This is a genomic window from Sorangium sp. So ce1335, assembly GCF_051521615.1.
Lineage (GTDB): Bacteria > Myxococcota_A > Polyangia > Polyangiales > Polyangiaceae > Sorangium.
Window position 1 is genome coordinate 1,419,622 of record NZ_CP150363.1, and the last position, 14,682, is coordinate 1,434,303.

The window sequence follows — 14,682 nt, forward strand, 5'->3', positions numbered from 1 at the left end:
CCGACGTCCCTCCGCCGCGCCGCCCCTCGGCGGCGCGCGGGGAGGGCCTTGCACCCAGGGCGCTCGCACTATAGTGACCCCTCATGCGAGCGCTCTGCCCCTCCTGCGGGCTCCATCACGAGGTAGTCCGGGTCCTCGACGACGGACACGGCGAGCAGCGCAAGGACGTCTACCAGGTCGCGCCGCTCCATAGCTGCGAGCGCACCTGGATCTCGGACCAGGACCTGCTCGAGGCGCGCGCGCGCTTCGGCCAAGAGGTCGTCGTCCCCGACGACGACGACGAGTAGCGCGACGCCCCGCGCCGGGGAGCTTTCCCCCACGCGCGCCGTGATCTCGCGCGCCGCGCGCTCGTGGCGCGGACGCTGTCTGACAAGAAGTCGTCGCGCTCGTCGCACCCGGGCGACACCATCGCCGGGCATCGTCTGCCGCCATTACCCGGCGGAGACGATGCAATGATGACGAAGCGGACCCTGAGGTCGGCCTTTCTTCTGGTGCTCGTGGGCGGCCTCGCCGCCCTCGGGAGCGGCTGCGGCGAGGATGGGGCGAAGGGCGTGCCCGGCAACGACGGCGCTCCTGGTGAGGACGGCGCGCCCGGCAAGGACGGCGCGCCCGGCAAAGATGGAGAGGACGGCCAGGACGGCGCTCCTGGAAGGGACGGCGAGGACGGCCAGGACGGGGCGCCGGGCCAGGACGGGCAGCCCGGGCCGAAGGGCGAGCCCGGCGAGGACGCGCCGACGCGGACCAGCGCCGCGAACCTCTCGGACTACGTGAAGGAGCGCGTGGAGCTCTTCGCCGCCGGCGCCTTGCCCGCGGGCGAGCAGTTCCCGCTCCACGCGGCCGCGACAGACACCATCCGGACGCTCGCCGGGGTGCGCTCCGACGTGCTCGTGAGCTGGCTCGACCCGCTGACCTTCAGCGCCGCGCCGGACGCGCCCCGCTTCGGCGCCAACAACGATTACATCGCCTTCTTCGGCCAGGGCTGGGACGCCGCGCCGGGCAACGCCCCGCAGTGGAACGGCTCGGGCTCCGCGGGCTGGCTCTGGGTCAACCACGAGTACGTCTCGGGGAGGAGCCCCACGGTCACCTCCGCGCCGACCGGCCAGCACCTCACGCTCGCCCGGCACCTCAGGGCCCTCGGCGTCCTCACGAACGACGTCGCGTCGAGCGTCTGGTCGCAGGCGGACGTCGACACGTACATCCGGTGGGAGAAGAAGCAGGTCGGCGGCTCGTGGCTGCGCGCCGTGCAGGACCCGTCGACCGGCGCGTGGTCCGTCGACCGGAGCGCGACAGCCGTCCGCTACGACGCCACGAGCGCCACGCGGACCCGGGTCGCGGGCCAGGCGCTGCTCGGCCCGGGCAGGGACGACACGACCGGCGAGGCGCTCCCGGAGGGCGTCGTGGCCGGCATCATGGGCGACTGCGCGGGCGGGCTGACGCCGTGGGGCACGGTGATCTCGGCCGAGGAGAACGTGCAGGACTACTACGGCGATCTCGAGGCGAGCTGGTCGGGCGACCAGAAGTTCCTCGCGGGCAAGGGGTTCGATCCGGGCGCCAGCGTGAGCCCCGTCGTCGAGGCCAGCGAGACGGCGGAGTTCGGGCGCATCTCCGACCAGAGCGGCCGCCAGCCCCGCGACCACTACGGGTACCTCGCCGAGATCGACCCCGGGAAGCCGGCGGGCGAGTTCGAGGGCGCGACGGAGCCCGGCGTGGGCCACATGAAGCTCGGCTTCATGGGCCGCGCCCGCTGGGAGGCCGCGACCTTCGCCGTCGACGGCGACTGGAAGCTCCTGCCGGGCCAGCCCATCGTGATCTACGGCGCCGACGACCGCCGCGGCGGCCGCATCTACAAGTACGTGACGGCCGGCAAGGTCGCGGCCGGGATGGGGCGGGCCGAGATCCGCGCGCTGCTCGAGGACGGCACGCTCTACGCGGCGCACTTCGAGGGCCTCGACAACGCGACCGGCGACACCCTGCTCGCGACCGGCGCGGCCCCGACCGAGGCGGCCCCCGGCGTCGGCCGGTGGGTCGAGCTCTCCGTGAGCAGCACGGCGATCGCGCCGAACGCGGCCGCGCTCGGGGCGCCGGCGACAACGGTGGGCGAGGCGCTGCGCGACGTGCGCTGGAACGGGATAGGCGGCTTCGCATCGGACGACGACGTCCGGCGCGCGCTGTTCACGGCGAGCAACAAGATCGGGGTCATGGAGCTGAACCGGCCCGAGGACATCGAGTGGAACCCGCGCGATCCGAGCGGCACGCCGCGGATCTACGTGGCGTTCACGAACCACACGCGGCCGACGGCGCTCGACCAGCGGGGCGTCCTGTTCGCGCCGGAGGTCCACGCCACGGAGGCCCCGCGGCGCGCGGACGAGGTGGGCTCGATCTTCGCGCTCGAGGAGGAGGACCCCGCGGCGCCCGGCGCGTCGGCGACGTTCCGGTTCTTCGAGGTCTGGCACGGGTCGAAGGGACAGGGCGACTTCGACGCGGCCTGCCCGGACAACCTGCTGCTCGATCGCGAGGGCGGCGTGTGGTTCGGGACCGACGGCAACTTCGGGACGAACCCGCACGCGGACGCGTTCTATTACCTGGATCTCGACCCCGCGCACCGCGAGGGCGCGCCGGGCGTCGTGGCGCCGAGCTTCGGCAAGGCGTTCCGCGTGGTGGCCATGCCGGGCGACGCGGAGGCGACAGGCCCGCAGTTCACCCCCGACATGGGCACGATCTTCATGTCCGTGCAGCACCCCGGCGAGGACGCGTACAGCGCGTGGCCCCACGGCGATGACGCGCTGTCGAGCGTGATCGCGGTCAGCTTCCTGCCCGGGTGAGCGCCGTGCGAGCGATGCGTCTTCTGCGCCTGTTGCGCCCGTTGCGCCCGTTGCGCCCGTTGCGCCCGTCATGCGCGTCGCGCCCGCTGGGCGCCTGGCAGCGTGGCCGTGCGCGCCTGCTGTCCGCGGCGCTGGCGCTGGCCGCGGCGTCCGCCGTCGTCGCCGCGGGGTCGAGCTGCGGCGGGGGCGCGTACGACCCGCTCGCGACAGCGGCCGCGCGTGCCGGGCGCGCGGGCAACCCCGAGGCGTCGATCCCGCCGATGTGTTACGCGAGCACGGCGGGCGGCGCGAACGGCTGCTGGACGTGCCACGCGACCGGGCTCGGCCCGAACACGCTCGCGGATCACGACCTCCAGCGCGACTACAGCTTCTCGGACGCGGCGCGGACGAACCCCTGGACCAACCTGCTCGAGGACCTGTCGGCCGTCGCCGCGCGGACGAGCGACGCCGAGATCCTCGAGTACATCCGGGAGGACAACTACGCGCCGCTGCGCCGGGCGCTCTCGTCGCGTGGGGATTACCCGGGCTACGTGCCGGATCTCGACCTCGAGGCCGGCCTCGACGACGAGGGCTTCGCGGCCGACGGGAGCGGCTTCCGCGCGGTGCGGTACAAGCCGTTCCCTGGGAGCTTCTGGCCCACGAACGGCAGCGCCGGCGACGTGTTCATCCGGCTGCCGGCGGCGTTCCGCGAGGACGCGTCCGGCGCCCCGTCGCGGGAGGTCTACAAGCTGAACCTCGCGCTGCTCGAGGCGGCGATCGCGTCGCCGTCGCCGCTGCCCCGGGCCGGCGAGGCGGCCCCGATGGCGGCCTCGGCGGGGCGGGAGGTCGAGCCGGTGAGCGAGGTCGTCGCCGGGGTCGATCTCGACGGCGACGGCGTGATCGCGCCCGCGGTGACGCGCATCCGTCGCCTGCCGGCGCGCTACGCGGGGGGCGCGGCCGGGGTCCCGGTGCGCGCGTGGATCTACCCGCGGGGGACGGAGCTCCTGCACTCGGTGCGCTACCTCGACCCGGACCGCCCGGGGATGCTCGCGGCGCGGATGAAGGAGCTGCGTTACGCGCGCAAGGCCGACGAGCCGGACGACTGGGCGATCTCGCGCGCGTACGAGCGCGAGGCCGACGAGAAGGAGGAGGGGCGCCCGCCGCTCTACGCGGGCGCGCCCGAGGTCGGCCTGCGCAACGCGTTCGGCTGGCAGATCCAGGGGTTCATCGAGGACGAGCAGGGCCGGTTGCGGCTGCAGACGGCGGAGGAGCACCGCGCGTGCATGGGGTGTCACGGCGCTGTCGGCGTCACGGTGGACCACACCTTCTCGCTGGCGCGCAAGGTGCCTGGCGCCGCCGGCTGGCGGCACCAGGATCTGCGCGGCATGCCGGACGCGCCGCAGGCCGGCCATGCGGACCCCGAGGTGCTGACGTACCTGCGCCGCGCCGGCGGTGCCGACGACTACCGCGGAAACACGGAGATGCTCGCGCGGTTCTTCCCGGGCGGCGCGCTCGACGAGGCCGAGGTCCGCCGCGGCGCGCCCGGCGGCGATCGCGACCTCGCGTACCTCGTGGCGCCGTCGCGCGAGCGGGCGCTCCTGCTCGACAAGGCCTACCGCGCCCTGGTCCGGGCGCAGCGCTTCGAGGCGGGGCGCGACGTCATGCTCGGGCCCGCGACGGGGATCCTGCGCGCCGTGGACGGCGAGTCGACGGGGCTCGCGGAGGCGCAGCGCGTGTACCTGGATGGGAGGGTTCACCTCGCCTGGTGAGGGGTGGGCGGCGCGAGGAGAGGGCGTCAAAGCACGCCAGCGAAAAGAAGAAACAACGCAAAGGCGCAAAAAAGAAAGAGAGAGAATAAAGGCGGCAGCTCGGGGACGGAGATCGGAGTCGAGAGACTTCAGTCCACCCCCTTTGCGCCTTTGCGTTTCTTCTCTCTCTCTTCCTTCGCGGTCCAGCCGCCCGGATCACAGAAAGCCAGGAAGATCGTTGATCTTCACCCCTGCGCCTCCCGCCGGGCGTCCCCGACGAGCGCTCTCTCCCCGGCGCGCTACGGTGGCGCTCTTCTTCCGGCGCCGGTGAACCCTTGAACCTCGCACCCACCCCTCTCGCCGCCGACGGCGCGCAGTCCGAGCTGCGCACGCTCGCGCGCCTGGCGCTGCCGATCGCGGTGGCGCAGGCGGGGCTCGTCGCGATGTCGCTCGTCGACGTGGCGATCGTGGGGCGCGTCTCGGTCGACGAGCTCGCCGCCTGCGCGATGGGCAGGACGCTCGTCCACACGTCCAACGCGCTCGGCATCGGCATCGCCGCCGCGGTCGATCCGCTCGCGTCGCAGGCGATCGGCGCCGGGCGCCCGGGTCAGGCGTGGGCGGCGCTGCGCGCGACCCTGCGCGCCAGCGTGCTCGTCAGCGTCGTCGCGTTCGCTGCCGCGCTCGCGGCGACCTTCGCGCTCGCGCCCATGGGCGTCGACCCCGCGCTGGTCCCCGGCGTGCGCCGGTACGTCCTCGGCCACGCGCTGTGGATCTTCCTCTGGCCCGTCTTCCTCGCCACGAAGAGCTTCCTCCAGGCCCACGGCGCGACGCGGCCCGCGCTCGTCGCCGTGATCGCGGCGAACGCCGTCAACCTCGTCGCGTGCAACCTCCTGGTCCGCGGCGACGAGGCGCTCGGCTGGGTGGGCCTGCCGCCGCTCGGCCTGCCGCAGCTCGGCGCGCTCGGGGCGGGGCTCGCCGCGAGCCTCGCCAGCGCGGTGCTCTCGTCGATCGCGCTCTGGTCCGCCCTGCGCCGGCGCGGCGCGGCCCGGGACGACGCGGGCGCCGTGCCGGTCATGGCGGTCTACCGGCTCGGCGTCCCGATCGGGCTCCAGCTCCTCGCCGAGGTCGGCGTGTTCGGCATGACGGCGCTGCTCGCGGGGCGGCTCGGCGCCACCGTCGTCTCGGCGCACCAGGTCGCGATCGGGCTCGCCGCCTTCGCGTTCATGGGGGCGATCGGCGTCGGCGGCGCCACCGCCGTCCGCGTCGGGCACGCCGTCGGCGCGGGCCGGTCGCCGCTGCGCCCCGGCCTGCTGGGCCTCCTGCTCGGCGCCGGCGTCATGTGCGTGAGCGCCTCGACGTACGCCGCGTTCCCCCACGCCCTGATCGGCGCGTTCACCCCGGACGCGGAGGTCCTCGCCCTCGGCGTCCCGCTGCTGCGCATCGCCGCGCTCTTCCAGCTCTTCGACGGCATCCAGGCGGTCGCCGCCGGCGCGCTGCGCGGCGCGGGCGACGTGCGGTTCCCCTTCTGGGCCAACCTCGGCGCCCACTGGGCCTTCGGCCTGCCGCTCTCGATCGGGCTCGCCTTCGGGCTCGACCTCGGCGTCCGCGGCCTCTGGTTCGGGCTCACCGCGGGGCTCATGGCCGTCGCGGCGGTGCTCACGGCGCGCTTCGTCCGGCTGGCCCGCGCGCCCGTCGCGCGGGCGCTGCCGCACGGCGGCTGACGCCGCGCGCTCAGTTGGACGCGCGCGGCCCCCCCGGCGCGAGCGGCCCCGGCGTCTCGGGGGGCTGCTCGGCGAGCGGCCGGTTCTGCCCGTCGACGCGGAGCACGCGCGGCGCGTGCCGCCGCGCCTCGGCCTCGTCCATGTCCGCGAACGTCGCGATGATCACGAGGTCGCCGGGCTGGTTCAGGTGCGCCGCGGCGCCGTTGATGCACACGACCCCGGAGCCGCGCGCCCCCGCGAGCGCGTACGTCGTCAGCCGGGAGCCGCGCGTCACGTTCCAGATATCGACCGCCTCGTAGGGCAGGATGTCGGCGGCCTCCAGGAGATCGGCGTCGATCGTGACGCTGCCCTCGTAGTGCAGATCCGCGTGGGTCACGGTCGCGCGGTGGATCTTGCTCTTGAACATCCGTCGGTTCATGCGTGCTGCCCTCTGCCCCCCCGCGCCCGACGGCGCCGCGCCCCCGGGCTCGCCCGTCGACCGGCACCCCCCGGGGCGAGCCGTCGGCCGGCGCGCGCCGCGAGAAGAGCGCCTTTCCTCTTAGTCCAAGTGGCGGTCAGTCAAGGAACAATCGCTGCCGGACGAGCCGGCCCCCCGCCTGGTGGATGCCGTGCTCGTCGGCCAGCGCCCCGGCGTCGTCCGGCAGCGAGCCGGGCTGGCCGATCACGAAGACGACCTCCCACGCGCCCGCCGCGACGTCCTTGAAGAGCTCCTCCCGCGTCCCCGAGATGCGCGCGCCGCCGCGCTCGTCCAGATCGATCGCCACCGGCCACGGGCGCGCGTTCCCGCCTTGCACGAGGAACGCCTTCACGTCGACCGGCGCGTGCACGCGGCCGCCGGGCGCCAGGGCGATCGTGAGCCGGGCGCCCCGGCCGACGTGGGCGACGTGGGCGACGTGGGCGACGTGGCGAGAAGCGCCCGGCTCGCGATCGCCGTGGTGCGGGCCGTCGCCGAGGGTCGTCGCGACCGTGTAGCCGGGGAGCGGCGCCGCGCCCGGCGCGAACGGCGCCGGCCGCAGCGCGAGCAGCGACACGAGCGCCGCCGCCGCGGCCCAGCCGGCCATGCCCGCGATCGCGCGCGCCTGGCTCCGCCGCGAGGTCCGCCGCTCGACGCGCAGCTCGGGGCCCGCCGGGCGCGCGCGCGGCACCAGGACGCCCGCGTCGTCCGGCGCGCATCCGGCGCCGGGCGCCGCCGCCGCGCCCTGGCAGACGACGTCGCGCGGCGGCTCCGACGCGCCGGGCGCCGGCTCGGACGCGCCGGGCGGCTCCGACGCGCCGCCGATCGAGCGACAGACCGGCGCGTCCGTGTTCAGCGGCGCGCTCGTCCCGCTGAGCGAGTCGGCGTCGGCGCCGAGCTGCGGCGGCTCGACGATGGCGTCCGGCTCCTCCACCTCGCCGTCCCAGGCGTGGGGGCCCCGGAAGCGGATCCCGGATTCCCTGTCGACGATGGGGCGCGACAGCGGCGCGGGCGCGTCGCCGCGCGGCTCCCGGAGCTGCGCGATGAGCTGGTCCGCGAGCCGGGCGCGCGTCTCGTCGTCGAGGGGCGGCCGGGCTTCGCGCCCCTCCAGTCCCTCGCCCTGGCGCGCCGCCCTCGGGCGCGCGCCGCCCTCGGCGCCCTGCTCGCCCTCGGGGAGCATCTCCTCGCCGAGCTTGCGCGTGCGCGGATCGCCCCCTCGATCCTGCTGCGCGATGCGCGTCAGGGCGCGCAACAGCTCGTCGTCGTCCATCAGCCGCTCCCCGTGCCGGGCCGCGCTGCGCGGCGCCCGAGCTGCCGGCGTCGGCGCAGCGGAGAAGGTGCGACACGAGGATACAGCAGGGGAAGCCGCCGTTCGCCGGACTCCAGGGCGGGGTCCCGTACGCCCCGATTCGCCTCGTGGATCAGCGCGAGCGGTAGCTCAGGCATCTGATTCCCTTCCCCTGTGGATCGAAAGACCCCAGTTTGCCAACGACGTTATCCGGTCCTCTCGGCGCCCGTCAATGGACCACGGGCGGGCCGGCGCGGCGCTCATCTCGTTCATCCCATGCTTGCGCGTCCCACGCTTGCGCTGCGTTGATCCGACGCGACCGTCGTTTCGACGGTCCGGGGGGTTCGCCGGGTCCGGATGTTTCGCGCGGTCCGGCGTGTTTCCGCGCCGTTCGGGCGGTTCGCAGGCTTCGCGTGGCTCACGCGTCAGGGAAGTGCCCTGATGTTGCGTTTTCGGCTCACTTTTTCTCGCGGCTCGCGTTCCCTTTGCTCTCGCCCTTGTCGGCGCCCGCCTCGTTCGTGTCGCCGGTCAAGACGCGCACCGTGTCACCGGCAATCTCCAGCGCTGCTGGCTTGCCGCCGTAGTGGGCGGCCATGCCGACGTCGATGCGCCAGACCTTGTCCCCGCAGGCCGAGGTGACGCCCTGGCGCTGGACGGTGTGGCCCACGACCATGCGCTTCGCGGACATCGCGGCGAGCACCTGGTCGAGCGCCGCGCAGGCGCTCGAGCCCGGGGTCGGGGGCGGGTCGCTCGAGTAGAGCCGCGCCCACACAGGGCTGTCCTCGGCGGCGATCACGGCCGGCGGGGACGGGGCCTTTCCTTCCATCCACGCGCGCACCTCGCGGTTGATCCTCGCCACGCCGTAGCGCGTGTGCGCCGGGAGCACGCCGCCGTGCGCGAAGACCGTGTCGCCGACGGTGATGATCACGTCGCGCGTCGCGAGCTTCTTCGCGTAGGGCCCGCCGGGCGCGAACGCGGCGGCGCGGGCCCGCGCGGGCGGCGGCACGGGCGCGAGCCGCGGGGCCGCGGCGTCGACCCCGGGCGCGTCCTCGAAGTCCCGGAAGCCGCCCTCGGTGACGTAGCGGAAATCGAGCTGAACGTTCATGACCTCGTGGTTGCCGTTCAAGGCGTACACCGCGCCGCCGGCGGCACGCGCCTCCTCGCCGAGGCGGTCGAAGAGGTCCACGATCTCCTGCTCGCCGTCGCCGCGGTCGAGCTCGTCGCCCGTCTGGACGAGCACGAGCTTCCCGCCGATCCACCGATCCGCGCCGTCGATCGCGCCCGCGATCCGGAGGGCCGCGCGCGTGGCCGCGAGGTCGCCGTGCACGTCGCCGATGGCCACCACGCGCTCGGCGGCGGGGCGGGCGTAGGAGCGATCGGCGTCGGGCGGCGGCGCGGGCGCGGCGCCGGCCGAGCGCGGGGCGGGCGCCGAGGCGGCGGGGGCGGGCCGCGGCGCCGTCGGGGCGGGGCGATCGGCGTCGCAGCCCGCGGCGAGCAGCGCGGCGACGAGCGCGCCGAGCGGCGCGGCGACGAGCGCGCCGAGCGGCGCGGAGAGGCGGGGAGCGGCTGACATCGGACGCGGTCCTCCGGGGTGGTGCGCGTGGTGTACTACGTGGGCGGCGCTCGCGCTGCGCCGCGCGGGGGGGCGCCGCGGCGCGAGCGGGCGTGGAGCCTCAGGCGGGGAGCTTGGCCGAGAGGAAGGATTTCAGCTTGATCAGGTTCTTCGCGTCGCGGCTGAAGGTCGGGGCGGTGTAGCTCGACGCCCAGCCGGTGATCTCGTGCATGAACGACGTGCGGACCTGCTCGTCGCCGAGGATGTCGTCGACGGTGCGGCCGCGCGCCGCGCCCTTCTCCAGCGAGCGCACGTAGCCCTTGAGCCGGGCGCTGTCGGCGCCGAGCAGCTCCGCGATGAGCTCGGCGTCGCGGGCGAGCCGCGCGACGGTGGGCGCCTGGTCGCGAAGCGCCGGGCTCTCCGCCGCAGCGAACGCCGCGGCGACGCGCAGCACGAAGGCGTCGTCGAGGAAGCCGAGGTCCTCGATGCCGTCCGGGATGAGGTCGAGCGACTTGAAGAGGTAATTGAGGCCGCCCGCGAGCGAGCGGCGCGCGGGCTCCGGGATGTCCGGCGCGGCGAGCAGGGCCGCCAGGTCGGTGGCGTCGGAGGCGAGGCTGCGCAGCCACTCGGGGAACGTGTCGAGACAGCGGTCGTCGAGATCGGTCATGGGATCCTCCCGGCGGGAGCGGGAGGGTAGTCCGACCGGCGCGGCGCCGTCCACGCCGTCCATGCAGACGAGGGCGCGCCGTCCAGGGCGCGGCGGCGCCGGAGCAGCGACGATCGCTGCGCCCCCGGTCAGGGTCGCCTCATCCCACGCGCGTGCCGCAAGCTGGGCGGCCTCCCGCGCAGACAGCTCCAGATGGCGAGCACGCCAATCGAGCGTTCCTCCGGAACATACGCGTAGTAGACGTAGTACCGAGTCCGCGGCAGCAAGACGCGCCGCACTCTGTCATCGGCTTTGGGTCCGTAAGGCGCTCCCATTTCCGGCACGTTCCTGAGCATGCGGAGCGCCGTGGCGAGCTCCTCCGCGAACAGGGACGGCGCAGCCTCGCGGTTCTCGCGCCACCACGCGTCAGCCGCCCGCGCGTGCTCGGCCGAGCGCCCCAGGAACCGGACCTTCACCCGCGGGCCCGCAGCTCGGACAGGAGCTCGTCCGCGTCGACGCCGCCTCCCGTTCGCAGCTCCGCGAGCCCCTCCGCCAGCGCCGCATGGAGCTCGGCGCGCTCCTCGTCGTCCAGCTCGTCGCCCGGATCGGCGACGACCAGCTCGAGCACCGTGCCCTCCGGCAGGTCGGTGGGCTCGTTCACGACGATGCGGCCGTTTTGAACGCGGGTCTTGAGCGCTTGCACGGAGACAAGTCTACCGCCGTCGCCGCCGCGCTGCACTCGCCGTGCTCCGGGGCGCCGTCGGTGTGCCTCGCGCGTCCCGCTGAGCGTGCGCCCCGGCGCCCGCGCTCGCGCGCCGTTCCGGCCCGGCCGCTACCCGCCCGTCGCCCCGACGCGCCCCGTGACGCTGGCGCTGGCGCGCACGCTCACCTGGATCCGCACCGACGCGCTCGTCGACGCCTCGGCCGCCCCGGCGACGCACGCGAGCGCGTGCGCGCCCGCGTCGCCCACGACGCGCGGCAGCGCAGCGCCGACCTGCACCACCGTCTGGGCGTCGCCGAGGAGCCTCCGGCCGAGCGCCACCTCGGCGTGCAGCAGCGCCGGCAGGTTGGCCTGCAGCGTCGCCGCGAGCCGCGCGGCCATCTCGGCGCCGTGCGACGGGCGCACCTGGACGAACGCCGGCGTGCAGGCCGCGTAGACGTCGGCGTGCGCGCGGCAGCTCGCCTCGCACTCGGCGTCGGCGCTCGGCGGCCGCACCGTGCCCGCGCACTGCGGCGCCTGCCAGGTGCCCTCGCAGCGCGCGTGGCATGTCGCGTCGCAGCCGCCGTCGCACTCGCCGTTGCAGTACCCCGCGCAGCGGCCCTGCGCGTCGTAGGCCGAGCACTGCCCGCGGCACTGCCCGGCGCAGCGCCCGTCGCACCGCCCCGCGCAGCGGCCGTGGCAGTAGCCGGAGAGCCGCGCGGGCTCGCACTGCGCCACGATCTGCCCCGGGTCGAGCTGCACGTCGCACGCGCCGCTGCAGCGCGCCCCGGCCTGCGCGTTCGCCTGGCACACGGGCGGCGTCACGGCGACCTGCACGCCGGCGCCCTGCCGCAGGATGGCGTCGACCGCCGCCGCGACCGGGGCGCAGGCGCCGCTCGCCTGGCCCCCCGCCTCGTCGCGCGGCGCCATGTGCGCGGGCGGGATGCCGAGATCAGCGCCGATCCGGCGGCACGCGTCGGCCACCTGCGCCTCGATCGCCGCGGACACGGCGGCCATGTCCTTGGCCGCCTGCACGAACGTCCTCACCTTCGCGTTCGCCCGCGCGTCCGCGGAGAAGCGCGCGCCGAGCACGTCGCCGGGCCCGCGCAGCTCGGGGCAGACGGCCTCGCCGACGCCCTCCAGGCGACCGAGCTCCGCGCAATTCAGGCCCGCGGCGGACGCGACGATCGCGAGGGCGGCGAGCCCCCGCACCGACCGGGCGACATTCGTGCGCATGCGGGCCCTTACCACGGCCGCGCCGGCGGCGCGCGCCGGCCTGCGCCTACCCGCCGGCGCCGCCGGCCGCGCTCCCGCCCGCCGGCCGCCAGCCGAGGATGCGCAGCGCGTTCCGCGAGAAGATCTTCTCCACGTCGTCGCGCGACATCCCGCGCCGCCGGAGCCGCGCGGCGAGGGCCGGCAGCGTCGACGCGTCGTCGAGCCCCTTCGGAACGATGATGCCGCCGTCGAAATCCGAGCCGATCGCGACGTGATCGACGCCGGCCACGCGGACCATGTGGTCGACCTGGGCGAGCACGTCGTCGAGATCCGCCTGGCCCTTGCCGTTCACGAACGGGGCGTGGAAGTTGAGCCCCGCGACCCCGCCGCTCCGCGCGATGTGCCGGAGCTGCTCGTCGGTCAGGTTGCGCGGCCGGTCCGCCACCGCGCGCGCGTTCGAGTGGGTCGCGACGATCGGCGCGCCGTGCGCCGCGGCGATCGGGACGAGATCGGCGAACGCGGCGTCCGAGATGTGCGAGACGTCGATCAGCGCGCCCTGCGCGTACACGCGCTCGCAGAACCGCTTGCCGAGCTCGGTGAGCCCGAACGCCGCCGGCTCGCCGGTCGCCGACGACGAGAGCCGCGTGTTCTGGGCGTGGTTCGGGCTGATGAGCCGCACGCCGCGCGCGATGAAGCGGTCGATCTGCGCGATGTCCGCCGCGAACGCGCCGGCACCCTCGATCGAGAGGAACGTGCTGATCCTCCCCGGCTCGGCCCGCGCCGCGCCGAGCGGCAGGAACACCGGGTTCGCGGCGATGATCGCCTCGATGGTGGCGAGGATCGCGCTCGCGTCCTCGATCTGCGGGCCCTCGGGGCGCGCCTTGTCGGGCAGGTAAATCGGCAGCACGATGCCGAGGTAGTTGCCCGCGACGAGCGTGTCCCTGCGAGCGTGTCCCTCGTCGAGGCGGAGGTCGCGCCCCTTGAAGTGGACCTGCCAGGGCACGTCGACGTGCAGATCGACGACGTGCACGGGCGGCTCGCCCGCGCCGCCCGCGCCGCCCGCGCCGGCTGCGTCGCCGCGCAGGGGCCGGGGCGCGGCGAGGGCGCCGGCGGCGCACGTGACGGCGAGCAGCGCGCGGACGCGGTCCGCGGCGCTCATCCGCTCACCAGCACGCCGAGCGCGAAGCCGACGCCGAGGCACACGAGGCCGATGACCGCCACGAGCCACCAGGCCGCGCCCTCGGGGGCCGCGCCGTCGGCGCCGGGGAGGGGGACCTCGACGACCCGCACGTCGTAGTGGCCGCCCGTGAGCGTCGGCACGCCCGTCGGCCGCTGCGCGCTGATGTACGTCGACCCGGCGGCCACGGGGGCCACCGGGGCCGCGGGGAACGCCGCCGTGGGCGCGATCGATGGGGTCGTCTGCGTCGGCGGCGTGGTCCCGCGCGGCGGGGGGACTGTCGGCGGCCGCGGCCCGACCGGCGCGCTCGCCGCCGCGCCCGGCTGCGGCGTGTACGGCGGCGGCGGCGGTGATGGGTAACGCGGCTGCTGCTGCGGCGGCGGCAGCGAGGGCAGGTGGTGCGCCGGCGGGAGCGACGCCTGCGGATCGACCCACGCGCCGGGCGTCGCGATGCCGGTGCGGTGCGCGATGGCGCCGAGCGTCTGCGCCATCTCCTCGGCCGACTGGAAGCGCCCGTTCACGTCCTTGGAGAGGGCGCGCTGGAAGAAGAGGCTCCAGGCGGCGAGGTGCGGCGCGACCTGCTCGATCGGGCGCACCTCCTTCGCGAGCACGGCGGTGAGCCGCGCGAACTCGTTCTCGGCGGGGAACGGCTGCGTCACCGTGAGCATCTCGTAGAAGATGACGCCGACGCTCCAGAGGTCGGTGCGCGCGTCGACGCCCTGCGCGTTCTTGATCTGCTCGGGGCTCATGTAGCCGGGCGTCCCGAGGAGCGTGCCAGCGCGGGTCTTCAGGCCCATGCCGCCCGCCGCGTCCATCACCTTCGCGATGCCGAAGTCGAGCACCTTGACGCGGAAGCCGCCGCGCGGGTCGCGCACGAGGAACAGGTTCTCCGGCTTCAGATCGCGGTGGATGACCTTGTGGGCGTGCGCCGCCATGAGCGCCTGGAGCACCTCGTGGATGATCGGCACCGCCTGCTGCGGCGGGATGGGGTTGCCCGCGTTGATGTACGCGGACAGCGGCACACCCTGGAGGAGCTCCATCACGAGGTACGGCGTGCCGTCCTCCGCGCGCGCCGCCTCGAAGACCGAGGCGATGTTCTGGTGGACGAAGCCCTTCGTGGCCTCGGCCTCGGCGAAGAAGCGGTGGAGGACCTGCTCGTCCTGCGTGAACTCGGGGTGGAGCACCTTGATCGCGCGCTTGCCCTCGCCGCGCAGCCCGTCGGCCTCGTACACGGCCCCCATGCCCCCCTCGCCGAGGAGTCGCACGATCCGGAAGCGCCCGTTCAAGACGGCGCCCACGAGCTGATGGGAGGGGCTCGAGGGGTCGACCACGCGAGGACTGTACCAAAGCTCCCGCGTGGCCCGCTCGCCGAAACCTCGG

The 14,682-nt window shown here is 75.2% G+C and carries 12 protein-coding genes; 4 read left to right on the plus strand and 8 right to left on the minus strand.

The window, feature by feature from the left end; translation table 11 throughout:
• Positions 1–83: 83 nt before the first annotated feature.
• The 4 genes from WMF24_RS05085 to WMF24_RS05100 all read left to right on the plus strand — a co-directional run bounded on the left by WMF24_RS05085 (position 84) and on the right by WMF24_RS05100 (position 6,270).
• On the plus strand, positions 84–287 hold the full coding sequence (locus WMF24_RS05085) for a hypothetical protein (RefSeq protein WP_437735210.1): 204 nt from the start codon (positions 84–86) through the stop codon (positions 285–287).
• A 165-nt stretch (positions 288–452) separates the two neighbouring features.
• On the plus strand, positions 453–2,822 hold the full coding sequence (locus WMF24_RS05090; RefSeq protein ID WP_437735211.1) for an alkaline phosphatase PhoX: 2,370 nt from the start codon (positions 453–455) through the stop codon (positions 2,820–2,822).
• Positions 2,823–2,881: 59 nt separating this feature from the next.
• Positions 2,882–4,570, plus strand: coding sequence for a hypothetical protein (locus WMF24_RS05095; protein WP_437735212.1), 1,689 nt, complete (start codon positions 2,882–2,884; stop codon positions 4,568–4,570).
• Between the two features lie 314 nt (positions 4,571–4,884).
• Positions 4,885–6,270, plus strand: a complete 1,386-nt coding sequence (locus WMF24_RS05100) for an MATE family efflux transporter (protein ID WP_437735213.1) — start codon at positions 4,885–4,887, stop codon at positions 6,268–6,270.
• A gap of 10 nt (positions 6,271–6,280) precedes the next feature.
• Here WMF24_RS05100 and panD read toward each other — a convergent pair whose 3' ends face one another.
• The 8 genes from panD to WMF24_RS05140 form a co-directional block, all read right to left on the minus strand.
• Entirely contained in the window at positions 6,281–6,688 is a 408-nt protein-coding gene (panD, locus tag WMF24_RS05105) for an aspartate 1-decarboxylase (RefSeq protein WP_437735214.1), read from the minus strand.
• A 136-nt stretch (positions 6,689–6,824) separates the two neighbouring features.
• Positions 6,825–7,994, minus strand: coding sequence for a hypothetical protein (locus WMF24_RS05110; RefSeq protein WP_437735215.1), 1,170 nt, complete (start codon positions 7,992–7,994; stop codon positions 6,825–6,827).
• 475 nt (positions 7,995–8,469) lie between these two features.
• Positions 8,470–9,585: a metallophosphoesterase gene (locus tag WMF24_RS05115; RefSeq protein WP_437735216.1), complete on the minus strand. Its 1,116-nt coding sequence runs from the start codon at positions 9,583–9,585 to the stop codon at positions 8,470–8,472.
• A gap of 100 nt (positions 9,586–9,685) precedes the next feature.
• Positions 9,686–10,231, minus strand: coding sequence for a YkvA family protein (locus WMF24_RS05120; RefSeq protein ID WP_437735217.1), 546 nt, complete (start codon positions 10,229–10,231; stop codon positions 9,686–9,688).
• A 451-nt stretch (positions 10,232–10,682) separates the two neighbouring features.
• Positions 10,683–10,913, minus strand: a complete 231-nt coding sequence (locus WMF24_RS05125) for a hypothetical protein (protein WP_437735218.1) — start codon at positions 10,911–10,913, stop codon at positions 10,683–10,685.
• A 129-nt stretch (positions 10,914–11,042) separates the two neighbouring features.
• A complete protein-coding gene (locus WMF24_RS05130) occupies positions 11,043–12,146 on the minus strand; it encodes a hypothetical protein (protein WP_437735219.1) in 1,104 nt (367 codons plus the stop codon).
• A 46-nt stretch (positions 12,147–12,192) separates the two neighbouring features.
• Positions 12,193–13,284, minus strand: a complete 1,092-nt coding sequence (locus WMF24_RS05135; RefSeq protein WP_437735220.1) for a dipeptidase — start codon at positions 13,282–13,284, stop codon at positions 12,193–12,195.
• Positions 13,281–14,633, minus strand: coding sequence for a serine/threonine-protein kinase (locus WMF24_RS05140; RefSeq protein ID WP_437735221.1), 1,353 nt, complete (start codon positions 14,631–14,633; stop codon positions 13,281–13,283). Before WMF24_RS05140 ends, WMF24_RS05135 begins: the two co-directional genes overlap by 4 nt.
• Positions 14,634–14,682: the final 49 nt, after the last annotated feature.